23 protein-coding genes are annotated in these 23,290 nt (G+C 64.0%); 10 read left to right on the top strand and 13 right to left on the bottom strand.

Annotated elements, in window-relative coordinates; genetic code table 11:
• Window positions 1–263: 263 nt before the first annotated feature.
• From AC1DZ8_RS24130 to AC1DZ8_RS24120, 3 genes are all read right to left on the bottom strand, one after another.
• Complete coding sequence (locus AC1DZ8_RS24130) at window positions 264–1,712, bottom strand: amidase (protein WP_477305219.1); 1,449 nt, start codon at window positions 1,710–1,712, stop codon at window positions 264–266.
• A 5-nt stretch (window positions 1,713–1,717) separates the two neighbouring features.
• A complete protein-coding gene (locus AC1DZ8_RS24125; protein ID WP_477305221.1) occupies window positions 1,718–2,626 on the bottom strand; it encodes a ribokinase in 909 nt (302 codons plus the stop codon).
• 165 nt (window positions 2,627–2,791) lie between these two features.
• The gene (locus AC1DZ8_RS24120; protein ID WP_477305223.1) at window positions 2,792–3,697 is read right to left on the bottom strand and encodes a methylated-DNA--[protein]-cysteine S-methyltransferase; all 906 of its coding nucleotides are present in this window, start codon (window positions 3,695–3,697) and stop codon (window positions 2,792–2,794) included.
• Between the two features lie 115 nt (window positions 3,698–3,812).
• Here AC1DZ8_RS24120 and AC1DZ8_RS24115 point away from each other — a divergent pair, with 115 nt between their 5' ends.
• Window positions 3,813–4,628: a class I SAM-dependent methyltransferase gene (locus AC1DZ8_RS24115; RefSeq protein ID WP_477305225.1), complete on the top strand. Its 816-nt coding sequence runs from the start codon at window positions 3,813–3,815 to the stop codon at window positions 4,626–4,628.
• 9 nt (window positions 4,629–4,637) lie between these two features.
• On the opposite strand, the gene AC1DZ8_RS24110 is transcribed toward AC1DZ8_RS24115, so the two are convergent.
• The gene (locus AC1DZ8_RS24110) at window positions 4,638–5,132 is read right to left on the bottom strand and encodes a DUF2244 domain-containing protein (protein WP_477305227.1); all 495 of its coding nucleotides are present in this window, start codon (window positions 5,130–5,132) and stop codon (window positions 4,638–4,640) included.
• 22 nt (window positions 5,133–5,154) lie between these two features.
• On the opposite strand from AC1DZ8_RS24110, the gene nth reads away from it, so the two are divergent.
• Window positions 5,155–5,961, top strand: a complete 807-nt coding sequence (gene nth / locus AC1DZ8_RS24105; protein WP_477305229.1) for an endonuclease III — start codon at window positions 5,155–5,157, stop codon at window positions 5,959–5,961.
• 31 nt (window positions 5,962–5,992) lie between these two features.
• Here the strand turns inward: nth and AC1DZ8_RS24100 are convergent, their stop codons facing one another.
• The 5 genes from AC1DZ8_RS24100 to AC1DZ8_RS24080 all read right to left on the bottom strand — a co-directional run bounded on the left by AC1DZ8_RS24100 (window position 5,993) and on the right by AC1DZ8_RS24080 (window position 10,584).
• Window positions 5,993–6,640 (bottom strand): glutathione S-transferase family protein, encoded by a 648-nt coding sequence (locus tag AC1DZ8_RS24100; RefSeq protein ID WP_477305231.1) that lies wholly within the window; start codon window positions 6,638–6,640, stop codon window positions 5,993–5,995.
• Window positions 6,641–6,890: 250 nt separating this feature from the next.
• Window positions 6,891–8,399: a tripartite tricarboxylate transporter permease gene (locus AC1DZ8_RS24095; RefSeq protein WP_477401740.1), complete on the bottom strand. Its 1,509-nt coding sequence runs from the start codon at window positions 8,397–8,399 to the stop codon at window positions 6,891–6,893.
• Between the two features lie 4 nt (window positions 8,400–8,403).
• Window positions 8,404–8,883, bottom strand: coding sequence for a tripartite tricarboxylate transporter TctB family protein (locus tag AC1DZ8_RS24090; RefSeq protein ID WP_477305235.1), 480 nt, complete (start codon window positions 8,881–8,883; stop codon window positions 8,404–8,406).
• 89 nt (window positions 8,884–8,972) lie between these two features.
• Window positions 8,973–9,950: a tripartite tricarboxylate transporter substrate-binding protein gene (locus AC1DZ8_RS24085; protein ID WP_477401738.1), complete on the bottom strand. Its 978-nt coding sequence runs from the start codon at window positions 9,948–9,950 to the stop codon at window positions 8,973–8,975.
• A gap of 178 nt (window positions 9,951–10,128) precedes the next feature.
• Complete coding sequence (locus AC1DZ8_RS24080; protein ID WP_477305239.1) at window positions 10,129–10,584, bottom strand: DUF2214 family protein; 456 nt, start codon at window positions 10,582–10,584, stop codon at window positions 10,129–10,131.
• 241 nt (window positions 10,585–10,825) lie between these two features.
• Between AC1DZ8_RS24080 and AC1DZ8_RS24075 the strand changes: the two genes are divergently transcribed.
• Window positions 10,826–11,365, top strand: a complete 540-nt coding sequence (locus AC1DZ8_RS24075) for a GNAT family N-acetyltransferase (protein WP_477305241.1) — start codon at window positions 10,826–10,828, stop codon at window positions 11,363–11,365.
• Between the two features lie 137 nt (window positions 11,366–11,502).
• Complete coding sequence (locus tag AC1DZ8_RS24070; RefSeq protein ID WP_477305243.1) at window positions 11,503–12,603, top strand: OmpA family protein; 1,101 nt, start codon at window positions 11,503–11,505, stop codon at window positions 12,601–12,603.
• Between the two features lie 14 nt (window positions 12,604–12,617).
• Here the strand turns inward: AC1DZ8_RS24070 and AC1DZ8_RS24065 are convergent, their stop codons facing one another.
• Entirely contained in the window at window positions 12,618–15,104 is a 2,487-nt protein-coding gene (locus AC1DZ8_RS24065) for an EAL domain-containing protein (RefSeq protein WP_477401736.1), read from the bottom strand.
• A gap of 332 nt (window positions 15,105–15,436) precedes the next feature.
• On the bottom strand, window positions 15,437–16,189 hold the full coding sequence (locus AC1DZ8_RS24060; protein ID WP_477305247.1) for an IclR family transcriptional regulator: 753 nt from the start codon (window positions 16,187–16,189) through the stop codon (window positions 15,437–15,439).
• 206 nt (window positions 16,190–16,395) lie between these two features.
• On the opposite strand from AC1DZ8_RS24060, the gene AC1DZ8_RS24055 reads away from it, so the two are divergent.
• The 5 genes from AC1DZ8_RS24055 (at window position 16,396) to AC1DZ8_RS24035 (ending at window position 21,601) form a co-directional block, all read left to right on the top strand.
• The gene (locus tag AC1DZ8_RS24055) at window positions 16,396–17,373 is read left to right on the top strand and encodes a Bug family tripartite tricarboxylate transporter substrate binding protein (protein ID WP_477305249.1); all 978 of its coding nucleotides are present in this window, start codon (window positions 16,396–16,398) and stop codon (window positions 17,371–17,373) included.
• A 127-nt stretch (window positions 17,374–17,500) separates the two neighbouring features.
• The gene (locus AC1DZ8_RS24050; protein WP_477305251.1) at window positions 17,501–18,037 is read left to right on the top strand and encodes a tripartite tricarboxylate transporter TctB family protein; all 537 of its coding nucleotides are present in this window, start codon (window positions 17,501–17,503) and stop codon (window positions 18,035–18,037) included.
• Window positions 18,038–18,041: 4 nt separating this feature from the next.
• On the top strand, window positions 18,042–19,565 hold the full coding sequence (locus AC1DZ8_RS24045; protein ID WP_477305253.1) for a tripartite tricarboxylate transporter permease: 1,524 nt from the start codon (window positions 18,042–18,044) through the stop codon (window positions 19,563–19,565).
• Window positions 19,566–19,580: 15 nt separating this feature from the next.
• A complete protein-coding gene (locus tag AC1DZ8_RS24040; RefSeq protein ID WP_477305255.1) occupies window positions 19,581–20,759 on the top strand; it encodes a CaiB/BaiF CoA transferase family protein in 1,179 nt (392 codons plus the stop codon).
• Complete coding sequence (locus AC1DZ8_RS24035) at window positions 20,756–21,601, top strand: citryl-CoA lyase (protein ID WP_477305257.1); 846 nt, start codon at window positions 20,756–20,758, stop codon at window positions 21,599–21,601. The genes AC1DZ8_RS24040 and AC1DZ8_RS24035 overlap by 4 nt, the downstream gene beginning before the upstream one ends.
• Window positions 21,602–21,604: 3 nt before the next feature.
• On the opposite strand, the gene AC1DZ8_RS24030 is transcribed toward AC1DZ8_RS24035, so the two are convergent.
• Both AC1DZ8_RS24030 and AC1DZ8_RS24025 read right to left on the bottom strand, forming a co-directional pair.
• The gene (locus AC1DZ8_RS24030) at window positions 21,605–22,081 is read right to left on the bottom strand and encodes an NUDIX hydrolase (protein ID WP_477305259.1); all 477 of its coding nucleotides are present in this window, start codon (window positions 22,079–22,081) and stop codon (window positions 21,605–21,607) included.
• Between the two features lie 122 nt (window positions 22,082–22,203).
• Window positions 22,204–22,476 carry a hypothetical protein gene (locus AC1DZ8_RS24025; RefSeq protein ID WP_477305261.1) on the bottom strand — a complete coding sequence of 91 codons (273 nt, stop codon included), beginning with the start codon at window positions 22,474–22,476 and terminating at the stop codon, window positions 22,204–22,206.
• A gap of 226 nt (window positions 22,477–22,702) precedes the next feature.
• Here AC1DZ8_RS24025 and AC1DZ8_RS24020 point away from each other — a divergent pair, with 226 nt between their 5' ends.
• On the top strand, window positions 22,703–23,281 hold the full coding sequence (locus AC1DZ8_RS24020; protein ID WP_477305263.1) for an invasion associated locus B family protein: 579 nt from the start codon (window positions 22,703–22,705) through the stop codon (window positions 23,279–23,281).
• Window positions 23,282–23,290 lie beyond the last annotated feature (9 nt).

The following is a 23,290-nucleotide window of genomic DNA, read 5'->3' as shown; positions in this document are numbered from 1 at the left end:
GGCGCGTCAGGGCCTGATCATGCACGACAGCAAGGCCGGTGCAAGCCGGCTTGGAGAGGAGAGCCAATCAAGAATGGTGGCAGAGGCAAGGAGTGAGCTGCCCTTTTCTCACCCGGTGCCCAAGACCCTGGGCGCGGTCAGCATTACCCTCTGTTGCCCCGTGTGGGGCTGGCCTTCCCCTCTGCCACGTCGGAATTATACAACAACCTTGAGGGAGCGACAGGCGGATCCAGGATTTCAATTCGGACCGAAGGTATCGGTATCTATGCGCCTGCTTGCCACGGCAGCGTTGCCTCATAGACGGCTCCGGCCCTGAGCACCGCAAGATCGCCGCGCGGCCGGCCTATCAGCTGCATGCCCATCGGCCGGCCGCTGGCGTCGAAGCCGACCGGCACGTTGAGCGCCGGACAGCCGCCGAGCGTGGCGAAGGCGGAAACCTGCATCCAGCGGTGATAGCTGTCCATGGCGCGTCCGGCGACCTCATGCGGCCAGTGCGTTCCGACGTCGAAAGGAAAGACCTGCGCCGTCGGCAGCGCGATGAGATCGAAGCGCTCGAACAGCGACAGCAGCGTGCGGTGCCAGGAGGTGCGGATAACCGATGCCGCGCGGATCTGCGGCGCCGTCAGCCGCATGGCGTTCTCTACCTCCCAGACGGCTTCCGGCTTCAGCAGGGCGCGCTTGTGCGGGTCGTCATAGTGGATTTTGAGCGCAGATCCGCTGGTCGACTGGCGCAGCGTCACAAAGGCTTGCCACAGCGCCTCGACATCGACATCCGGCAGCAAGGGCTCGCTCACGAAGGATGCCTCGGCGAAGCGGCCGAGTGCGGATTCACACAGATGGAGGATGCCGGCTTCAACCGGCAGGTGGCCGCCGAGATCGCCAAGCCAGCCGATGCGGCCGCCGCTTGCCGGCGTGGCCAGCCCTTCGAGGAACGAGCCAGGCTTGTCCAATGACAGTGGCGCCTGCGGGTGGTAGCCCGCCTGTACATCGAGCAGCAGCGCCATGTCACGTACGCTGCGGCCCATCGGCCCGTCCACGCCCATCTGGGCATGGAAGACCTCGACGTCCGGTCCGCCGGGGACAAGGCCCTGCGATGGGCGGAAGCCATAGACATTGTTCCAGGCGGCCGGATTGCGCAGCGAACCGCCGAAATCACTGCCATCGGCGACAGGCACCATGTCCAGCGCAAGCGCAACCGCAGCGCCGCCGCTCGAGCCGCCGGCGGTGAGCGCCGGATCGAAGGCGTTCAACGTCGGGCCGAACACGTTGTTATAGGTGTTGGACCCCAGCCCGAATTCGGGAACGTTGGTTTTGCCGATGATGATGGCGCCGGCCTTGCGGATGCGCTCGACGAAGAAATCGTCTTCCTGCGGCACGAAATCGGCGAAGATCGGCGAGCCGGAACTGGTCCTCAAGCCGCGCGTCATGGCGAGGTCCTTTATCGCCATCGGCAGGCCGAACAGGGTGCCGGCCGGCTTTCCTTGCGCCAGATGCGCGTCAGCCTCGTCGGCCTCGCGCAAAATGTCGGCGCGCTCGCGCAACGACACGATGGCGTTGACCAGCGGGTTCACCGCGTCGATGCGGTCGAGGAAGGCGGTCACCACCTCGCGCACAGACAGACGGCGGCTCTTGATCGCCTCGGCAAGATCGACGGCGGACATCCGGCAGATGTCGCCGGCCGGCGGCACGGCGTGTTTTGTCGTTGGGCGCATTTCTGTCAACCGGCGTTGCTGCGCAGGGCAGCATCGACATCCGCGGCCAGCGGGATCGCCGGCTGGGCGCCGGGCTTCAGGCAGGCGAGCGAACCGGCGGCTGCGGCACGGGTGAGAGCCTGTTCGAGCGGCAGGTTGGACGCCAGCCCGGCCGCAAGATAGCCGCAAAACGTGTCGCCGGCGCCGACTGTGTCGACCGGGGTGATCTTCAGCGCCGGCACGGTCAGGAAATCGTCCGGCGTCGCAGCCAGCACGCCATCGCCGCCGAGCGTGACGACGATGGTGCGGCCGGTCTTGCCGGCGAAGTCGCGCATGCGCGCCGGGCGGTCGCGGCCCTTCAGCGACAACGCCTCGCCGTAAAGGTCGAATTCGGTTTCGTTGGCGACGGCGTAATCGGCCTTGCCGAGAAACGCCGCCGCCTCGCCGCGGAAGGGCGCGGTGTTGAGCACGGTGATGGCGCCGGCAGCGCGCGCGGCGTCAAGCGCGGCATCGACCGTCTGCAGCGGGATTTCGTGTTGCAGCAGGACAACATCGCCTTTGGCAAGGAACGCCTTGGCAAGATCGCCGGGCAGTACCGAGTCATTGGCGCCCGGCACCACGGCGATGACGTTCTCGCCGTCGGCGCCGACCAGGATCAGCGCCGTGCCGGTGGAGGCGAAGCTCTGGCCGACACCGGAGAGATCGACCATGCCGGCCACAAGCAGCGCCTGCGCCTCGGTGGCGAAGTTGTCCTTGCCGACGGCACCGACCATGCGCACCTTGGCGCCGGCGCGCGCCGCGGCCAGCGCCTGGTTGGCGCCCTTGCCGCCGGGCGCGGTGGTGAAGCCTGAGCCGCGAACCGTTTCACCCGGCGAGGGCAAGCGGTCGACATTGGCGATGAGGTCGAGGTTGATCGAGCCGATAACGATAATCAAGAAAATGCCTCCAGCAGAATGTGCCGGACGCTAACCCGTAAGCCGGCAGCTTGCCAGACCATGCGGATGTTTTGCGCAAATTGCGAGTGGCTTTGCCGATCGCCTAGGGCGAGACGCAAAAACACCGGCGAAGGGTTTCGCCGGTGTTGCTTGGTGCGGACCGTCTCAGGATGCGGTCTGGCCCGCTTCCCAGCCAAGGATCGCACGCTTGCGGGTCAGACCCCAATGGTAGCCGGTGAGCGCACCGGATTTGCCGAGCGCCCGGTGGCAGGGCACGACGAAGGACATCGGGTTAGCGCCAACCGCCGCGCCCACCGCCCGACTGGCCTTCGGCGCGCCGATCTGGGCTGCGATCGAGGAATAGGTGCAGGCCCTGCCCATCGGGATGCGCAGCAGGGCGTCCCAGACGCGCAGCTGGAAGTCGGTGCCGATCATCACCACGCGCAGCGGCTGGTCGGCGCGCCACAGCGTCGGATCGAAGATGCGCGCGGCATAGGGCTGGGTAGCGCTCATATCCTCGACATAGGTCGCGTTCGGCCAACGGCCCGACATGTCGGCGAAGGCCGCCCGCTCGCCGCCCGGATCGTTGAAGGCGAGCCCGGCAAGGCCGCGGTCGGTGACCATGATGAGCGCAATGCCGAAGGGCGAGATGTGGTAGCCATAGCGGATGGTGAGCCCGGCGCCGCGCGTCTTGTAATCGCCTGGCGACATCGCTTCATGGGTGACGAACAGATCGTGCAGCCGGCCGGGGCCGGACATGCCGAGCTCGAACGATGTTTCAAGCAGCGGCATACCGGAATCGAGCAGCTTGCGCGCATGGTCGAGCGTGACCGCCTGCAGGAAGGCTTTTGGCGACAGGCCGGCCCAGCGGGTGAACAGCTTTTGTAAGCCGGTCGGCGTCTCGCCGACATCGGCGGCCAAGGCTTCCAGCGAGGGCTGGTCGCGATAGTCGAGGCTGATCTTCTCGATGGCGCGGCGCACGACCTCGTAGTCGCTGCCTTCCGGGGTGATGTCGTTCTGCAGGATCGCCGTCGGTTTCATCTGCGTATTCATGGTCATCTGGGCGTTCATGGCAATATCTCCTTGACCGCGAATATCGTTCTTTCCGCCCTTTGCAACCACCCGAAACTTGCCTTGTCGCCGCCCGTTCCCAAATAGAGACTGGATTGCGAGCCAGGAGATGCCGATGGCCGGCGAAAAGGTAACCCTGAGCGGGGCAAGGGAGACCTTGCTGATGACGCTCTATGGTAAAGCGCTGGAAAGCCGGCTGCCGTATTCGCTGCTCAAAGACCGTTTTGCCGATGAGGCGGTGCGCGCCATCGACTATGATTTCTCACGGCTGAAGGTCGACAGCAATCTTGGCATCGGTCTGGCGATCCGGGCGAAAACGTACGACGTCCGCGTCCAGGATTTTGTCGCCAGAAATCCCGGCGCCATCGTGCTGCATCTCGGCTGCGGGCTCGATACGCGCATTTTTCGCGTCGATCCGCCCGACGGCGTCGAGTGGTTCGATGTCGATTTTCCTGACGTCATCGAACTCAGGCGCAAGCTCTACCCGTCCCGGGACAATCATCATCTCGTGGCGTCATCGGTCACTGAACCGGACTGGCTGGCGCAAGTGCCCCGCAACCGCCCGGCAGTCGTGGTGATGGAGGGGCTGACGCCCTATCTCCCTGAAGAGGAGGGGCCACGGTTGTTGTCGCGCCTTGTCTCGCATCTCTCCGGGGGCGAGCTGATGTTCGACGCCTACAGCCGTTTCGGCCTGAAACTGCTGCGCCTCAACCCGACCATCAGGGCGACGGGCGCCGAGGTCCACTGGGCGATCGACGACCCGCACGAACTGGAGCGCGCCGTTCCGAAGCTGCGCTTCGTCGATGATATCTCGGCCTATAGCGCTGAACGGACCACCGGCATGGGCTGGTCCGCGAAACTGTTCATCGGGCTCTGGAGAAACATTCCCGCTCTGCGCAAGGTCGGCAGGATCCTGCGCTTCCGTTTCTGAGGCGCCGGCTCAGCGCGCCTTGGCGGTTGCCAGCGCCCGCGAAAAGGCGGTGGCAAAACTTTCGCGGGAATCAGGATCGAGAAAGCCACCGATCGGCACGTTCTGGCCTTCGCCTTCCACTGCCATTCTGGTGATGCCGATCTCGGCGTGGCGGGCGACGGAAAAGCGCGCCCAGAACGGGTTGAAGCGATGCGCTTCCGATTTTCCGGATGGTGCGGTCTTGCGGATGTCGAGGCTTGTGCGCGACACCGACACTTCCTCGCGGGCGCGGGCGGCGCGGTAATTGGCGCGGAAGGCGATGTAGACGGCAATCACGTCGAGGCCGAAGAAGCCGAACACCGGCCAGGCGCCGCGCGACAGGAAGAACGCTCCGGTCACCACCCAGCCGAACAGCAGCGCGCCCATCAGGATCAGGAAGCCCGTCCTGCCCAGCGACCGGTGTGGGGTCAGCAATGCGTGGAAGAAGGGCTCATCAGCCTGAAACGAGGCGTTTGTGTCGCTCATGGCGGGATATTATAGGAGGGAAATGGCGAGCCCCAAGTCCAAAGATTCTTCCCTACCCAAAAATGAACTGCCGCCCGGGCGGCGCGACGGCTCGAACGCGATGCTGCGACCGCGGCCGGCACGAGCCCGCTCGCTCTACAGCGCGGCCGAAGTGCATGAGATCTTCCGGCGGTTTTCGGTGCAGCGGCCGGAGCCGAAGGGCGAGCTCGAACACGTCAACGCCTTCACGCTGCTCGTAGCGGTGGTGCTGTCGGCGCAGGCGACCGACGCCGGCGTCAACAAGGCGACGCGGGCGCTGTTCAAGGCCGCCGACACACCTGAAAAAATGCTGGCGCTGGGCGAGGCAAGGGTCGGCGAATACATCCGAACAATCGGGCTTTGGCGCAACAAAGCCAAGAACGTGATTGCGCTGTCGGAGGCGCTGATCCGCGACTATGGCGGCGAGGTGCCTGGCGAACGTGATGAGCTGGTCAAGCTGCCGGGGGTCGGACGCAAGACGGCCAATGTCGTGCTCAACATGGCGTTCGGCCAGCATACGATGGCGGTCGACACCCACATTTTCCGCATCGGCAACCGGCTTGGCCTGGCGCCGGGCAAGACGCCGGAACAGGTCGAGCAGGGACTGCTCAGGATCATCCCGGACGAATACATGCGCCATGCGCATCACTGGCTGATCCTGCATGGCCGCTATGTCTGCAAGGCGCGCAAGCCGGATTGCCCGGCCTGCGTCATCGCCGATATCTGCAAGGCGGCGGAGAAGACCACCGATGTGCCGGCGCCGCTGGTGGAAATCCCGGCGCCCGGCCCGGTTGGCGAGCAAGCACAATAGCGAGGACCTTGGTCCCGAGCGTGTGGTGATCTCAGCCGGTCGATGCGGCGTTAACCGCAAATTGCGCGGCGAATGCCCTGGCATAAGCGGGCCGGGCTTCCCCGCGCGCGACATAGGCTGCCAGGTTTTGATATTCGTCCAGAATGCCGGACATTCTCAGGCGCAGCAGCACCGACACCATCAACAAATCGCCGGCGCTGAACGCACCATCGAGCCAGTCGGCGGCGCCCAGGTGAGCCGAGAGCGGGTCCAGCCGAGCGCGAACACGGTCCTTTACCAGCGGCAAGCGCGCCTCGCTCCAAGGCTTGTCGACTTCGAATATTCTTGCCGTCGTCAGGTCGAGGATCGGCGGCTCGACGGTGTTGAGGGCGGCAAACATCCACGTGATCGCACGCGCTCGCGCGTCGCGATCCCTGGGCAGCAGGCCCGCATGCTGTTCGGCAAGATGAAAGACGATCGAGCCGGTCTCGAACAGCGATAGGGAACCGTCCTCATAGGTGGGGATCTGGCCGAAGGGATGGATGGCCAGATGCTCAGGCGCCTTCATCTTTGCGAAGGAAACGAGACGAACCTCGTAAGGCTGCCCCACCTCTTCCAGCGCCCAGCGGACGCGCGTATCGCGCGCCAGTCCCTTGCCGCCATCGGGCGATCGTTCAAAGGCTGTGATGGTGATCGTCATCGTCTCCGTGTCCTTGCCTGGGCGAATTTCTTCCGCCCCCTGACATGAAGACGAATAAGCCTGCCGAAAAACGACAGCGGTCCTGAACTATTTCGCTGCTCGGACCCAACTCCGCACGGCCGCGCCCAGGGTCTACGCAGGGCTACGACCTAGAGCGTTTCACCGTTTCACGGAAACGGCGAACCGCTCTATCTCTTTGTTTTTACGCAATTCCGAACGGAAAACCGCTCACACTTTTCCTGGAATTGCTCTAATTCTCCTCCACGAACACCTCTTCGCGCTTCTTCTTGACCGAGGGCAGGAAGACGACGACGAGCACGGCAAGTGCCACGAGCAGCAGGCCGGCGCTGATCGGTCGCTCCACGAAGGTGCTCGGATCGCCGCGCGACAGGATCATGGCGCGGCGCAGGTTTTCCTCGAGCAACGGGCCGAGCACGAAGCCGAGCAGCAGCGGAGCGGGTTCGCAGCGCAGCTTGGTCAGGACGTAGCCGAGCAGGCCGAAGAAGGCGACGGCATAGAGATCGAAGGCGTTGGTGTTGACGCTGTAAACGCCGATCGAGCAGAACGCCATGATGATCGGGAACAGCACGTAGTAGGGGATCGTCAACAGCTTCACCCACAGCCCGATCAGCGGCAGGTTGAGCACGATCAGCATCAGATTGCCGATCCACATCGAGGCGATGATGCCCCAGAACAGCGCCGGCTGCTCGGTTGCGACATTGGGACCGGGCACGATGCCCTGGATGATCATGGCGCCGATCATCAGCGCCATGACCGGGTTGGCCGGAATACCCAGCGTCAGCATCGGAATGAAGGAGGTCTGGGCGCCGGCATTGTTGGCCGACTCCGGTCCGGCGACGCCGGCGATGGCGCCCTTGCCGAACTCCTCCGGGTGTTTCGAGACACGCTTCTCGACGGTGTAGGAGGCAAAGGCGGCAAGCACCGCGCCGCCGCCGGGCAGGATGCCGAGCGCCGAACCGATGATGGTTCCGCGCACGATGGGTGCGGCCATCGCCTTGAAGTCGTCGCGGGTCGGCATCAGGCCGGAGACCTTTTTGATCAACACCGAGCGCTCGTGCTCGTTTTCGAGGTTGCGCAGGATTTCGGCGACACCGAAGACACCGACCGCCACCGCGACGAAGTTCAACCCGTCGGCATATTCGCGAATGCCCAGCGTGAAGCGCGGCGTGCCGGTGTAGATGTCGGTGCCGACAATGCCGAGCAGCAGGCCGAGCACGACCATCGCCAGCGCCTTGACGATCGAGCCGTGGGCGAGCGCGATGGACGAGACCAGGCCGACGATCATCAGCGAAAAATACTCCGCCGCGCCGAATTGCAGGGCGATCGCGGTCAGCGGCGGGGCAAAGACGGCGACCAGGAAGGTCGACACCGTGCCGGCGAAGAACGACCCGATTGCGGCGATGGCAAGCGCCGCCCCGGCGCGGCCGTTGCGGGCCATCTGATAGCCGTCGATCGCAGTGACGGCCGAGGAGGATTCGCCCGGCATGTTGATCAGAATGGCGGTGGTCGAGCCGCCATACTGGGCGCCGTAGTAAATGCCGGCAAGCATGATGAGCGAGGAAACCGGGTCGCCGATCTGGAAGGTGATCGGCAACAGCATGGCGATGGTTGCCGTGGCGCCGATGCCGGGCAGGACGCCGATCAGCGTGCCGAGCAGAACGCCGATCAGGCAGAAACCGAGATTTGCCGGCGTTGTCGCCGTCGAGAAGCCGAGTTCGAGGTTTCTGAGCAGGTCCATCTCATTACCTCAGAATTGCCGGCCATTGGGGCAGCCAGGGGCCGAAGCGCTGGAACGGCAGCCCGAGCGCGTAGCTGAAGACCAGCACCGAAAACAGCGTCAGGCCGGCCGACAGCAGAAGTGCCGTCAGCGGCTTCATGCGGCCGCTGGCAAAGGAGGCGATCAGCGCCGTCAGGAAGATCGACGGGACGAAGCCGAGGCCGCGCACCGTCAGGCCGAAGAAGATCGGCGCCGGCAGGATGAACAGCATGCCGCGCCAGGCGATAGGGCCGATCGGCTCGCCTTCGATGCGCACCGCCTGAACGAGGATGATGGCGCCAAGCACGATCAGCACGATCGCCAGCACCAGCGGGAAATAGCCTGGTCCCATGCGGAAGGCGGTGCCGATTTCGAGGCCGAGCGACTGTATGGCGAAAAAGGCGCCGAAAAAGATGAACAGCGCGGCGCACAGGCCGTTTGTCCTGTCGATGGCGAAAGGTTTCATGACGGTCCTCCCAGGCCCTCGGGCCTGCCGGTGCAAATGGAAACGGGTCGAAGCGAAAACGGGGCGCTGGTCGCGCCCCGTTCAAGCCATCAGTCGGCGTACTGGCCGGCGGCTTCGATGATCGGCTTCCAGCGCGTGATCTCGCCTTCCAGCTTGGCCTTTAGCGCCGCCGGCGTCGCGTCGGCTTCGGATGACGGCTTGGTGCCGAGTTCGGCGAAACGGGCAACGACGTTCGGGTCCTTCAGCGCGACCTGGAGCGATTTCGACAGGCGCTCGGTGACCGCGGCCGGCGTGCCCTTCGGCGCATAGAGGCCGTGCCAGATGCCGACCTGCACCGCGGGCAGGCCGCCTTCGATGGTCGTCGGCACGTCCTTGAGAACATCGAGGCGTTCCGGTGTGGTGACGGCATAGGCCTTGATCGTGCCGCCCTGGATCTGCTTGGTGGTGTTGGTGGTCTGGTCGCACATGATGTCGACCTGGCCGCCGAGAAGGTCGGTCATGGCCGGGCCGGTGCCCTTATAGGGCACGGTGACCAGCGGCGTGCCGATGGCGCTCATGAACAGCATGCCGCACAGATGCGAGGCCGCGCCGATGCCGGCATTGGCGACAGTGATGGAGTCCTTGTTGGCCTTGGCGTATTCGACCAGCCCTTTCAGGTCTGTCGGCTCGAGGTCCTTGCGGGCGACGATGGCCATCGGCACTTCGGTGACGAGGCCGACATATTCGAAGGCGTTCAGCGTGTCGTAGGCGAGCTTCCTGTAGAGGGTGGCGCTTGTCGCCATGCCGATGTGGTGGAGGAGCAGCGTGTAGCCGTCCGGGTCGGCGTTGGCGACGCGGCCCGCGCCCAGCGTGCCGCCGGCGCCGCCGACATTCTCGACGATGATCTGCTGGCCGAGATCCTTCGACATGGCCTCGGCGACAAGGCGCGTGACCGTGTCGGTCGGACCGCCGGCCGCAAACGGCACCACGACGGTGATGGTGCGTTCGGGATAGGTCTGAGCGCTCGTGGTGAACGAATAGAGTGTGACGGCCGCGGCGGCGGCCAGGGCGGCAACAAATTTCCTCATCGTAATTCTCCTCCCAGGATATCAATTTCCGATCGCTGTGCAGGTCAGGCAGCGATGGTGCAACAAAAGCAAGCTAACAGATTGTCGCCTGACGCAAACTGTTAAATACAGCCGTCCGCAACCATGGCGATCAGCGCGGAGTATGCCCGGCGAAGATGGGTTTGGTGTTGGCGTTGCTTCAGTAACCGTAGCCGCGCGCCATGGCCGCCGCAAATACCGGGATCAGCAGGAAGATGAAGGCTTCGGCGCGCACACAGGTCTTCACCGAGGCGAGTTCCGCCGCCGGCACCTGGAAGCCGTGACTGGCGCTGGCCCGCCGGTTCCAGGAGATGAAGCGGATGGTGGGCACGATCGACAGCAGGCCAACGATGCCGAACGCCGCCATCTTCGCCCAGAACACCCAGTTGTAGACGTAGAACTCCCAGCCCTTCAGGCCGTAGATGACGCGGCCGATGCCGATGATGATAATCAGCGTGGCGAGGATGCCGTAGTGGCGGTCGATGTTGGCAAGCCGCTTGAGCGTGGCGGCGGAGAGGTCGCCGCGGATCAGCACAAATTCTGCGCCGATGATGCCGGCCAGCGAGAACACCAGAAGATGATGGAAAATGGCAAGCACAAGATCGGTGGTGTCCACGGTGTTCTCCTCCCATTGGCGGTATCGAGACCGGCGCTTGCCGGACGGTTGCGGAAGGTAGCATCGTTCGACAGAATTCCCAGAGGCGGGCTGCTTCTGGTCCATTCATCAGAGTCACTGACGCCACAGCTGGCTTTGATTTGATCGAGATGGTTTGCCTGGCCGTACGATGATACCGCCTGGCCCTTGTCCGGACGCGCTGGTTTGCTAAGCGCTGCCACGTCAACGGAGGCAGAGTTTCATGGGCAATGCAAAAGCAGCCGGCGTTCCGGTTCTCGAAACGGAGCGGACCATCATGCGGGCGCACCGGATCGATGATTTCGACGACTATGCCGTCATGTGGGCGAGCCCCGTCACTACCCGCTTCATCAGCGGCAAGCCGCGGACACGCGAGGAAAGTTGGATGCGATTCCTGCGGCACGCCGGCCTGTGGTCGCTGCTCGGCTACGGTTTTTGGGCGGTCGAGGACAAGGCCAGCGGCCGCTTCATCGGCGAGGCCGGGTTTCACGATTTGAAGCGCGATATCGAGCCGTCGCTCGAAGGCATTCCGGAGGCCGGCTGGGCGCTGGCGCCGCAGGCGCACGGCAAGGGTCTTGCCAGCGAAATCGTCAGGCGGGCGCTGGCCTGGGGCGACGAAACCTTTGCCCGCGCAAGGACCGTCTGCATCATCGATCCGGAAAACACCGGCTCGCTGAATGTCGCGGCAAAATGCGGCTACACCAAAGTGCTGGAAACCACCTATCACGATGGGCCGACGATCCTGTTCGAACGGCGGGTGTGAAGCACTTCATCGACGCAATTGCCTCGTTCCGGAAAAATTGCCATCCTGATCCAGCGACGCAATTCCGGTGGGAAAGCCGCTCATGCTTTCCCGGAATTGCTCTTGATTGCTGGAACTGCTCTTGGGGGAGGCTGACCATGCGTACGATCAATGCGATATTTGCAAAGCTTTGCTGGGCGGGGCTGCTGCTGTTTGCAGCCGTGCGGCTGGCGAGCGCCGATGCGACGGTGCCGACCGCCGACCTAGACGGTGCCGCCGACAATCATCTGGCCAAGCGCTATGAGGGGTCGTTCATAGTCTCCTACGAAAAATTCGCCTACACCGATTTCACCGTGCCGCTGTCGCCGCTGAAGCCGAGCGCCGACGCGGATGCGCGCGATGCGATGAACAATCGCATCTATGCGCCCGACAAGAAGGCGGAGGTCGAGGGCGCGCTGACCCGCATCGCCTATGTGCTGCCGGCCGAGCGCTCGCCGCTCGAAGTGCTGCGCAACTATCAGGATGTGGTCGAGGCCGCCGGCGGCGAAGTCCTGTTCGAGTGCAAGAAGGAAGACTGCGGCGGCGCGGCCGACCGGTCGTCGAGCGGCGGTGGCGGCGACATGAGCCTGATGATGTACTTCTTCCATGAAAGCGACATCAAGGACGCGGCGTTTTCCAATGGCGCCTGTGCGGTAACCACGGGCATCAATGACCAACGCTTCTTCGCCGCCAAGGTGCCGCAGGATGGCGGCGACGCGTATGTCACGGTGCAGGCGTACTCGCTGATCGATGACCTCTACTGCAAGGAACTCAACGGCCGCACCATCGCCGTGGTCCAGGTGCTGGAGCCCAAGGCGCGCGACAAGAAGATGGTGGTGGTCGAGGCCGCCAAGATGGCGGATTCGCTGAGCACCACCGGGTCGATCTCGCTCTACGGCATCTTCTTCGACACCGACAAAGCCGACATCAAGCCGGAATCGGAGCCGACGCTGAAGGAGATCTCGACGCTTTTGACCAACGAACCCGGCATGGCGGTGATCGTTGTCGGCCACACCGACAATCAAGGCGCCTTCGACTATAATATCGATCTGTCGTCGCGCCGCGCAAAGTCGGTGAAGGCAGCCCTTGTCTCGAAATACGGAATAGACGGCGGGCGGCTGACTGCCGCCGGCGCCGGCATGATGGCGCCGGTCGCCAGCAATGACGACGAAACCGGCCGCGCCAAGAACCGCCGCGTGGTGCTGGTCAAGGCGAACTGACGACGGCTTTTCTGTCATCCGGCCTTGCGCAATTTTCGCGCAAGGCCGTTCCAGCGGTCTTTGTCGGCACCCTGTGCTGGAGCCGGCGAATTCAACAGCGTCGTGGAAGCGTTGAAAGGTTGCGGCCTGGCTATCGCATAGCCTTGCGCATAGTCGACGCCGATCGTCTTCAGTGCCGCGATGATGCCGTCGCTTTCGACGAATTCGGCAATGGTGCGCTTGCCCATCACCTTGCCGATATGATGGATCATCTCGACCATGGCGCGGTCGATCCGATCCTCCAGCATGTCCTTGACGAAGCTGCCGTCGATTTTCAGATAGTCGACGGGCAGGTGCTTCAGGTAGGCGAAGGAAGACATGCCAGAGCCGAAGTCATCGAGGGCGAAGCGGCAACCCAAACCGCGTAGGTCGGCAATGAAGCGCATGGCATTGGCGAGATCGGCGATGGCGCTGGTCTCGGTGATTTCCAGACAGATCATTTTCGGCGGAATGCCATAGGCAAGAAACTGCTCGCGCAGGAAGCCGAGGAAGGTCTCGTCACCGAAGCTGGCGCCGGAAAGGTTGATGGCACAGGTTGTGATGGGAGAGGCCGTTGAATCGGCGAGGCGCGCCGCCAGGACGCCGAAGGTGTTGCGCACGACCCAACGGTCGATCGACGGCATCAGCCCATAGCGCTCGGCCGCCGGAATGAAGCTGGCGGGCGAGACGACGAGACCGTCCTCGTCGGTCAGCCGCAGCAGGATCTCGATATGTGCGCCGGCTTCGGCGGCCGCCTCGTTCAGCGGCCAGATCTCCTGGGCATGAAGCGTGAAGCGGTTTTCTTCCAGCGCGGCATGCAGGCGCTGAACCCAGGCCATCTCGCCGAAGCGTTCGCGCAAGGCGACGTCGCTGTCGCTGTGCAACTGAACCCGGTTGCGGCCTTTTTCCTTGGCCATGTAACAGGCGACATCCGCGGCCCGCAGGGTTTCTTCAAGGGTGATTTCGGCATTGGTGATCTGAACCACGCCGATGCTGACGCTGCTGTTGAAAGGCCTGGCTTCCCACGTGAAATGCAGGTCCTGCACGGTTGCACGCAGGCGTTCGGCGATATCGACGGCGAGATCCGGGCTGCAATCGAACAGCAGAACGCCGAACTCGTCGCCACCCAGCCGCGCCAGCATGTCACCCGGCCGCAGCGCATTGCCGAGGAGAACGGAAATCTGCCGCAGCAACTGATCGCCGGCCGCATGACCACAGGTATCGTTGACCAGCTTGAACTGATCGAGATCCAGGTACATCAGTGCGTGCTGGCGGGAGTTGTGACGCAACTCGGCGATCTCCAACTCCAGCCGGCTTTCGAAGTCGTGGCGGTTGGCGAGTCCTGTCAGCGCGTCATGCGAGGCCTGCCAGGAGAGCCGCTCGATGTAGTCCTGCTCGCGCGTCATATCGTGGAAAACCAGCACCGCGCCAACAACATGGCCGGAAATGAGCAATGGCGCGCCGGTCAGCGCCACGGGAATGACCGAGCCGTCCGCGCGCTGCAGCAGTTGCGGGCGGACGTTGGGGCGGCGTGGCTCGCCAGCCACCAGGCGTTCCGCCAACCCAAGTTCCTCGACACCGGTGTCCTTGTCCAGCAAGCGGAACAGCGAGGCGATCGGCTTGCCCCTGGCCGTGTGGAGCGAGTGCGCCAGCAACCGCTCGGCGACGGGGTTCATGTAGTCCACCAGTCCGTCCGCTTGCGTGCTGATGACAGCCTGGCCGATCGAGGCGAGGGTGATCTGGGCGCGCTCGCGTTCGGCGTTGAGGGCGGATTGGAAAGCCCGCCGCTGCGCCAGCAGTTTGCGGGTGCGCCACACGGCGAGCAGGATGAGCAAGGCGGCGGTAACCAGGTTGGCGAGCGTCAGCACCATCTTGATGAAACGGGATCCCTCGCCGAGGCTGTCGGAGAAGGCCTTGGAAAGGGGACCGATCAGATGGTTGAGTTGATGGATCTGCGCTTTCCAGATGTTGATTTGCGCAGCCGAAACTGCCCCTTCCGCAAATCCTCGATGGATCGTGGTCCCAAGCCGATCGATTTCAAGGATCATGCTGTCGGCGGCCCTCCAGTGCTGGATGGCAATGTCGAGATAGCTCACGTTCCGGAAGTTCTGGAACAGCCAGATCAATCCGGTCAGATCGTCAGGGTGGTTGCCGCCTTGCAGGAAGCCGGCGCGGGCGGCGCCAATGTCGGGTTCGGGTTGCTCGAGGGCAAGTCGAGCCGAACGATCGGCGAGCGGAACGGCGATGGCTCCGCGATACTCGTTGAAGAATTCTTCCTTGCCGGTTTCGGCGTAGAGACTGAGAAAATAAATGGCCTGCTTCTGTCCCTTGGACCAGTGGCTCTCGCCGCCGACATAGGCGCGTACCGCCGAGAGCGTGTAAAGGCTGCCGCTGGCAACCAGGGCCTGGACAAGAACCACGAGGATGAACGGCCAGACCAGCCCGAGAAGACGGGGGCTGGTGTCTGTTGGTGACGGCCTCATCAAGCTTCCATGGGAACAGCCATGGCTCCTCGCGAATTGCCTGCCGACCAGATGCTGGCCAAGCGACGCCCCTCCCTATGTCGCCTATATCTGGCGACGCTTGTTTGACTAGCCTGCCGGCATTAACAGCCAATAAATTCTTCGGCTATTTGCTTCCGGATTGGCCCGATTTCTGTAAAATGTGCTTACGCGGCGTCAGGAGCGAAATCTTTCGCAAAAGCTGCATTGTATTCGAGTGAGCTAGAAGAATACATCCGCGGTCGGGGGCCTGCAAGAGCGGGTGGAAACACTGCATGACCGCAGGCTTGATTGCGTTTCGGGGCTCGATTGCGCTAGGTGAGGTTGCCTGCTTGCACGCCTGCGCGTTCAAGGGCTGACGCATCCTCGCCGAAGGCACGCGTGGCACGGGCCGCCGCTTCCAGAAGGGTCGGCGTCATGCGCCGCAGGAACGCCGCGTCGACACGCGTCGACGGACCGGCAAGGGTCAATGCCCCAAGCAAAATGTGCCCGGGTCCGAACACCGGGGCTGACACGCCCGCGGTCTCCGGGTCGCGGTCGCCGATCGACAGATAGTGGCAGGTCTGGCGGATGGTCTCGTAGGGCTCGCCCTGCTGGCCGGAAAAGGCAGCGAGCACGCGGCCGCCCGAACCGGAAAGCAACGGCAGAAGGTCGCCTTCCCGGATCGTGTAGCGGATCGGATGCTTGGATTCGACGCGATAGAGGCAGGTTCGGGCGTCGCCCGAGCGGACATAGAAGGCCACACTTTCCCAGCTTCTTTCGGCTAGGTCGCGCATGATCGGCAACAGGATGTCGACCGCCACCACCGAGCGCTGGTAGAGCGCGCCAAGCCGGAAGGTGGCTGGCCCGATGCGGTAGCGGCCATCGTCGAGCCGCTCCAGCAATTGACCGCGCAGCAAGGAGTTCGCCAGCCGCAAAATGGTGCTCTTGTAGAGCCCGGTCCGCGCCGCGATTTCGGCCAGGCTGAGCGAGCGGTCGGCGGTGGCGAAAGCGTCAAGAATGGCGATCGCGCGATCGAGCGCGGCAACGCCATCGGCCTGTAACGGCTGGGATCGCGCTTCGGTCATCTCACTGACGGTTTCATTCCAGTTTACTCGCTCGGGCACAGGCCGATCGGTAGGATTGTGTCGCACATCTCTTGTTCTGTCTAGTAGAACGTCGTTCCTGTTGACAGAACGCACCGAAATCGGCATGAATTTTTGCCGAGCGGGTCTGTTTTCAGGCTACGTTTCTGGCAGGCACCGGAGGAGGTGTCGTGATTTGGAGGAATCCCATGCTGAACAGACGCAATTTTTTGATGAGCACCGCGGCCGCAGGTGCTGCCGGTTTCGTCGCAACGCATTTGACGCCCGCCTTCGCCCAAGATGCCCCGCAGATCCAGATTTTCGTGCCGGCCGCGCCGGGTGGCGGCTGGGACCAGACAGGGCGCACCATCGACCAGGTGCTGCGCAGTGAAAAACTGATCTCGGGCTCGCAGATCACAAATGTCGGCGGCGCCGGTGGTACGGTCGGCCTGCCGCAGTTCATCAGCCAGTGGAAGGGCAAGGGCAATTCGCTGATGGTGGCCGGCATGGTCATGGTCGGCGCCATCATCGCCAACAAATCCGCCAACAACCTCTCCGAAGTGACGCCGATCGCCCGCCTTACCGGCGAGTTCGAGGCGCTGGTGGTACCGGCGGATTCGCCGTTCAAGACGGCCGGCGATTTCGTTGCCGCGCTTAAAGCGGATCCGACCAAGGTGCCGGTTGCCGGCGGCTCGGCTGGCGGCTCCGACCACATATTGTTCGGCCTGATCGCAAAGACGGTCGGGGTTCCGGCAACCAACCTCTCCTATGTGCCGTTCGCCGGCGGCGGCGAGGCGCTGTCGGCGCTGCTCGGCAACCAGGTGGCGGCCGGCATTTCCGGCTTCGGCGAGTTCTCCGAGCAGATCAAGGCGGGCGCGCTTCGGCTGTTGGCGATCTCCGCCGACAAGCGCCAGGACGGCATCGACGCACCGACGATGAAGGAAGCCGGCATCGATGTCGAATTGTTCAACTGGCGCGGCGTCTTCGCACCGCCCGGCGTCTCCGACGCCGACAAGGCAGCGATGGTTACGCTGATCGAGACCATGGCCAAGAGCGACGCCTGGGCAGCCGAGTGCAAGAACCGCAACTGGACGCCCATCCTGTTGACCGGCGACGACTATGCCAAATTCCTCGCCGACGATACGGCTCGCATCACCGCGATCCTGAAGGATCTCGGCCTCGCTTAACATTCCAAGAGGGGCGGCCAACACCGCCCCTTCCGACTTTCGCCTGCGGCATGGACATATCATGCGGTGGGAGTGAAACTGCGGATGCGGCCGGCGGGAGGATGCCGGCCATATTGGGAGGACATTGATGAGCAGCAGCGACCAGCAGCCGGCGCCAACGCGCCTTGCCATGCCCGAATTGTTGATCGGCGTCGGGCTTCTCGCCTGCGCCGCGGCCGTGGCGTGGCAGACCCTGGCGATCCCTGTGTCGCCGCTCTATTCCAAGGTCGGGCCGACCGTCTTTCCCTACATCACCATGACCGGCATGATCGTGCTGTCGCTGCTGCTCATCGTCGCCGCGGTGCGTGGTGGCTGGCAGCCGCAGGAGGAAAAGGAAACACCGACCGACTGGAAGGCGATGGGCATCGTCGTTGCCGGTCTGGTCGCAAACCTGGTGCTGATCCAGCCGCTCGGCTTCACCGCCGCCTCCGTCATCATGTTCGTGCTCGTCTGTTACGGCTTCGGCAGCAGGCACACGCTGCGTGATGCGCTGACTGGGCTGATCCTGGCTCTGGCCGCCTATTTCGGCTTTGCCAGGGCGCTCGGCGTCAACATCGGCGCCGGCTTCATCGAAAACCAGCTGAACACGGTGATCGACGCGATCATCACCGCAGTGAGGGGCTGACGCCATGGAGACGCTCGGTCATCTCGGACACGGATTTTCCGTCGCTTTCTCGCCGATGAACCTGCTGTGGTGCCTGGTCGGCACCACGCTCGGCACCGCCATAGGCGTGCTGCCCGGCCTTGGACCAGCACTCACCATCGCGCTGTTGTTGCCTATCACCTACCAGGTGGCGCCGGAGGCCTCCTTCATCCTGTTCGCCGGCATCTACTACGGCGCCATGTATGGCGGCTCGACGACGTCGATCCTGCTCAACACGCCCGGCGAAAGCGCCACCATCGTCACCGCGCTGGAAGGCAACAGGATGGCTCGTTCCGGCCGCGGCGGCGCGGCGCTGGCGACCTCGGCAATCGGCTCCTTCGTTGCCGGCACCATCGGCACGATGGGTGTCGCCTTCCTGGCGCCGGTGGTGGTGAAGTTCGCGCTGGCGTTCGGGCCGGCCGAATATTTCTCGCTGATGGTGCTCGCCTTCATCACGGTGTCCGCCGTGCTCGGCTCGTCGTCGGTGCGCGGCCTCACCAGCCTGTTCATCGGCTTTGTCATCGGCATGATCGGCGTCGACCTGCAGACCGGTCAGCCGCGCTTCACCTTCGGCATGAACGAACTGCTCGATGGCGTCGATGTCATCATTGCCGCCGTCGGCCTGTTTGCCGTCGGCGAGACGCTCTACATGGCTTCGCGCCGCTATGCCGGCAAGGACGAGATCGTGCCGCTCAAAGGCTCACTCTACATGACGGCGGCCGAATGGGGGCGCTCGTGGAAGCCATGGCTGCGCGGCGCTCTCATCGGCTTCCCAATTGGCGCCATGCCGGCGGGCGGCGCCGAAATCCCCACCTTCCTGTCATACGCCATCGAAAAGAAGCTGTCGAAGCACAAGGAGGAGTTCGGCACGGTCGGCGCCATCGAGGGCGTTGCCGGACCCGAAGCCGCCAACAATGCCTCTGCCGCCGGCGTGCTGGTGCCGATGCTGACGCTTGGCCTGCCGACCTCGGCGACCGCTGCGATCATGCTGTCGGCCTTCCAGAGCTACGGCATCAACCCTGGGCCGCTGCTGCTCACGACACAGGCCGATCTGGTCTGGGGCCTGATCGCCAGCCTGTTCATCGCCAACGTCATCCTGGTCATCCTCAATTTGCCGCTGATCGGGCTGTGGGTGCGGCTGTTGAAGATTCCGGCGCCGCAGCTCTACGCCGGCATCCTGGTGTTCGCGACCGTCGGCACATACGGTATCTCGCAATCGCCGATCGACCTCGTCATCCTCTACCTCCTGGGGGCCGCCGGTTTCCTGATGCGGCGCTTCGATTTCCCGACCGCGCCGGTCATCATCGGCATGATCCTAGGACCGCTCGCCGAAACCCAGTTCCGCCGGGCAATGACGATCTCGAATGGCGACTGGTCGGTGTTCTACACCCACAAGCTGTCGCTGGTGCTGCTGATCCTCGCCTTCATCGGGCTGGCCGGTCCGCATATCTGGGCCTTCATCGAGCATCGGCGCCGGCGTGGACCGGAGCATGTGCCGGGCGATGCCTGAGCGATCTGGGGCATCATGACCGATCTGCTTGCCGGCATCCGCGTTCTCGACCTGACCAATGTGTTGGCCGGTCCATACTGCGCCTACCAGCTGGCGCTGCTCGGTGCCGATGTGATCAAGGTCGAGGCGCCGCAAGGCGGCGATCTGGCGCGCCAGCTCGGCGCCTCGCCGGCGCTCAACAAAGCCGGCATGGGCGCATCGTTCCTGGCGCAGAACGCCGGCAAACGATCGGTGGTGCTCGATCTCAAGAGCGAAGCTGACCGTGAACGTTTCCTCGATCTGGTGGCCTCGGCCGACGCGCTGGTCGAGAATTTTCGTCCCGGCGTGATGGAGCGGCTGGGTCTCGGTTATGAAGCGCTGAAGGCGGTCCGTCCCGGCCTGGTCTATTGCGCCATATCGGGTTTCGGCCAGACCGGGCCGATGCGCGACAACCCGGCCTACGACCAGATCATCCAGGGGCTGTCCGGCATTATGAGCATCACCGGCACGCCGGAGACCGCGCCGCTCAGGGTCGGCTATCCCGTCGCCGACACGCTGGGCGGGCTGGTCGGGGCCTTCGCCATTGCCGCCGCGCTGGTGAAGCAGAAGACATCGGGCGAGGGCGCGTTTCTCGATGTCTCGATGCTCGAATGCACCCTGTCGGCGCTCGGCTGGCCGGTCTCCAACTATCTGACGGCCGGGGTCGAGCCGAAGCCGATGGGCAATGAGAACATGACGGCGGCGCCTTCCGGCGCGTTCCGCACCGGTGACGGCCTGCTCAACATCGCCGCCAACAAGCAGGAACAGTTCGTCACGCTCTGCCAGCTGATCGGCCAGCCGGAGCTGGCATCGGACCCGCGCTTTGCCGAACGCGAGACGCGCAAGCAGAACCGTGCCGCACTGAAGGCACTGATCGAGACGGCGCTTGCCAGCGCTTCGGCCGCCGCCTGGGAAGAAAAGTTCAACCGCGCCGGCGTGCCGGCGGGCCGGGTGCTGACGATCCCCCAAGTGCTGGGCGAGCGCCAAGTGGTCGAGCGCGACATGACCACCCGTTTCCAAGGCCTGCCCGGCATGGGTGAGCCGCTGACCGTCGTGCGCGGCGGTTTCATGGTCGATGGCACGGCACCCTTGCCGGTCCTGCCGCCGCCGGTGCTCGGCGAGCATATGGACGAGGTTTTTTCCACCTTGCCGCCGCGCGCCAGGAGAAGCGCGTGAGCGAGAAAAAAACCGGCCGCGAGCGCGGCGAGGAGTGGTGGCAGACCGGCATCATCGAGATGAGCCCCGGCATCATCCGGCTGCGCGGCTATGAAATCCAGGATCTGATCGGCCGGGTCAGCTTCCCGGCCACGATCTGGCTGATGCTGCGCGGCGAACTACCGAGCGAGGAGCAGGCGGCGCTGCTCGGCATCGCGCTGGGGGCTGCCGTCGACCACGGGCCGCAGGCGCCGTCGATCGCCATTGCCCGCATGGCCATCACCTGCGGCGTCGGCATCAACAGCGCCATGGCTTCGGCCGTCAACGTGCTGGGCGATGTGCATGGCGGCGCCGGGGAACAGGCGCTGTCCTTCTATGGCGACATTGCCGTGGCGCTCGACGCGGGTGCGACGCTGGACGAGGCGGTCTCGGCGCGGCTCGACCGCTTCTTCGCCGAGGAGAAAGGCTATGTGCCGGGCTTCGGCCACCGCTTCCATCCGGTCGATCCGCGCGCGCCGCGGCTGATCGAAGTGACCCGCGATTTTGCCGCGCGCGGCGTCGTCAGCGGACGCTTCGCCGACATCGGCGAGGCTGTCGAGGCGGAGGTGGCACGACGCAAGGGGAAAAAGATACCGCTCAACATCGATGGGGCTACAGCCGTCATCTATGGCGAGCTCGGCTTTCCGCCGCCACTGACGCGCGGGCTGTTCGTGCTGTCGCGGTCGGTCGGCATCCTTGCGCATGCCTGGGAACAATCGCAGCAGAGCGAGCGCAACAAGGGGCCGCTGCCGCGCGAATGGCTGTGGGCCTATACCGGCACGCCGCTGCGGCCATTTCCTGCTGAAGGTGACGAGGGCAAGTGAGCCTCAGGCCTGGTCTGGCGCCGCCGGCTGAGGCGTCGCCAGGTTTGCCATCAGTGTCGAAAGATCGGGCTCATCGATGAGCAATGCCGCGTCCTGCGGTTTGAGCCAGGCGCGCTGGCGGCTCTTGGCCTCTTGCCAGTTGGCCAGTTCTTCCGAAACCTCCAGCAGATAGACGACGACGTCGACGCGCACGAAATTGTGTTCCAGCCGTTTCCAGTAGGAATAGCTGCCAGCCGGCGCCTTGCGTGTTTTGCCGAGCACGCCGGCTTCTTCGCGCGCCTCGATGGTGGCGGCTTTGCGCCCGCTCTTGCCTTTCATCGGCCAGCCCTTGGGCACGATGAAGCGCTTCGTCGTGCGCGACGTCACCACCATCACCTCGAAATTGCCGTCAACGTCCAGGCGAAACGGGATGGCGGCGACCTGGCGAATGCGTTCGCCTCGCCTTGCCTTGCGCACCGCCTTTTTCTTCGTCGTTGCCATGTGCTGAAAACCCGGTCGACGGGCGCACCGCCGCACGCCGCCTGCAAACTCCAAAAATGCCCGCGAGGCAATGAAGCATTTTTATTAGATAAGTCGACTAAGTAAATCGAAAGCGACCGATATCAACGGCAAACACGCACAATCTGGTTGTTTACGATCTGAATCGGGCACGCCTGCCTGACGACGGGCACGTCGGGGCGCGGCTGCGGCACGATCCGGCGGTCCTGGTCGCGGTATTGCTGCTGCTGTTGCTGGAACTGCTGCCGCTGCAGGCTGTTGCGCAACTGCTGCAGCTGGTTCTGCTGGATCATCCGGTTCGCGCTGGGATTGACGGCCTGCGCCGCGGCAGATTGCACCATGCCGGGCAGCGTCACCGCCGCCAGCATCGCCGACATCAGAACTGTCGATAGGCGAAGCGCCAACATCCGTTCATTCCCGTTCAAAACATGACCGTTCCTTATATAGGGCGTTCGTCCCGATCTGCCATGCCGTCGAAATCAGCAGAACCAGGAGCCGAAGCGACCGGCTCGCACTTGACAGAAAACACCTGATGACCGCTCTATCGGGCGCGGTCCTCGGGCTCAATGGCGGGCGGCTCGAGGCAGAATCGGGAGCATATTGATGAAAAGCAGGCAAGTATATTTCGCAGCGCTACTGGGCAGCATCTGTATTGTTGGCCCGGCGGCGGTTGCGGCGCAGACCAAGACCGACAAGGCTGCACCTGCCGCCGCTGCCGCCGGCCCGACGCTGCCTGGCGGCGCGTCGGCGCTGTCCGAAACCCATGGCGACTGGACGGTCAATTGCCAGATAACGGGCACCAATAAGGCCTGCAGCCTGTCGCATCAGCAGTTCAACAAGCAATCCAACCAGCGCCTGCTGGCGATAGAGCTGTCGAGCAAGAGCGGCGAGGATGCCGCCGGGACGCTGGCGCTGCCGTTCGGCCTGGCGCTGGCCAAGGGCGTCAGCCTGACCATCGACGACCAGAAGCTGGATGGCAGCCTGCCCTTCAACACCTGCCAGGCCGTCGGCTGCCTGGTGCCGGTGGCATTCGACGCCAGCCTGACGCCACTACTCAAGGCAGGCACGACGCTGAAGATAGACGCGTTTGCGGCCGACACCGGCCAGGCGGTGAGTTTCACCATCCCGCTCAACGGCTTTGGCGGCGCGCTGGCCCGGACAGCTGAATTGTCGGCGGACTGAGCAGCGCCC

The sequence above is a fragment of the Mesorhizobium sp. P2_F7 genome (assembly GCF_056403695.1).
The sequence above is the reverse complement of the archived record's forward strand: the minus strand, read 5'-3'. Positions and strand labels throughout refer to the sequence as shown.

Coding starts and splice junctions, on each gene's coding strand:
- AC1DZ8_RS24130 (WP_477305219.1), bottom strand. CDS start 1,712: ATGCGCCCAACGACAAAACACGCCGTGCCGCCGGCCGGCGACATCTGC.
- AC1DZ8_RS24120 (WP_477305223.1), bottom strand. CDS start 3,697: ATGAACGCCCAGATGACCATGAATACGCAGATGAAACCGACGGCGATC.
- AC1DZ8_RS24115 (WP_477305225.1), top strand. CDS start 3,813: ATGGCCGGCGAAAAGGTAACCCTGAGCGGGGCAAGGGAGACCTTGCTG.
- AC1DZ8_RS24110 (WP_477305227.1), bottom strand. CDS start 5,132: ATGAGCGACACAAACGCCTCGTTTCAGGCTGATGAGCCCTTCTTCCAC.
- nth (WP_477305229.1), top strand. CDS start 5,155: ATGGCGAGCCCCAAGTCCAAAGATTCTTCCCTACCCAAAAATGAACTG.
- AC1DZ8_RS24100 (WP_477305231.1), bottom strand. CDS start 6,640: ATGACGATCACCATCACAGCCTTTGAACGATCGCCCGATGGCGGCAAG.
- AC1DZ8_RS24095 (WP_477401740.1), bottom strand. CDS start 8,399: ATGGACCTGCTCAGAAACCTCGAACTCGGCTTCTCGACGGCGACAACG.
- AC1DZ8_RS24090 (WP_477305235.1), bottom strand. CDS start 8,883: ATGAAACCTTTCGCCATCGACAGGACAAACGGCCTGTGCGCCGCGCTG.
- AC1DZ8_RS24085 (WP_477401738.1), bottom strand. CDS start 9,950: ATGAGGAAATTTGTTGCCGCCCTGGCCGCCGCCGCGGCCGTCACACTC.
- AC1DZ8_RS24075 (WP_477305241.1), top strand. CDS start 10,826: ATGGGCAATGCAAAAGCAGCCGGCGTTCCGGTTCTCGAAACGGAGCGG.
- AC1DZ8_RS24070 (WP_477305243.1), top strand. CDS start 11,503: ATGCGTACGATCAATGCGATATTTGCAAAGCTTTGCTGGGCGGGGCTG.
- AC1DZ8_RS24065 (WP_477401736.1), bottom strand. CDS start 15,104: ATGAGGCCGTCACCAACAGACACCAGCCCCCGTCTTCTCGGGCTGGTC.
- AC1DZ8_RS24060 (WP_477305247.1), bottom strand. CDS start 16,189: ATGACCGAAGCGCGATCCCAGCCGTTACAGGCCGATGGCGTTGCCGCG.
- AC1DZ8_RS24055 (WP_477305249.1), top strand. CDS start 16,396: ATGCTGAACAGACGCAATTTTTTGATGAGCACCGCGGCCGCAGGTGCT.
- AC1DZ8_RS24050 (WP_477305251.1), top strand. CDS start 17,501: ATGAGCAGCAGCGACCAGCAGCCGGCGCCAACGCGCCTTGCCATGCCC.
- AC1DZ8_RS24045 (WP_477305253.1), top strand. CDS start 18,042: ATGGAGACGCTCGGTCATCTCGGACACGGATTTTCCGTCGCTTTCTCG.
- AC1DZ8_RS24040 (WP_477305255.1), top strand. CDS start 19,581: ATGACCGATCTGCTTGCCGGCATCCGCGTTCTCGACCTGACCAATGTG.
- AC1DZ8_RS24030 (WP_477305259.1), bottom strand. CDS start 22,081: ATGGCAACGACGAAGAAAAAGGCGGTGCGCAAGGCAAGGCGAGGCGAA.
- AC1DZ8_RS24025 (WP_477305261.1), bottom strand. CDS start 22,476: ATGTCGGCGATGCTGGCGGCGGTGACGCTGCCCGGCATGGTGCAATCT.
- AC1DZ8_RS24020 (WP_477305263.1), top strand. CDS start 22,703: ATGAAAAGCAGGCAAGTATATTTCGCAGCGCTACTGGGCAGCATCTGT.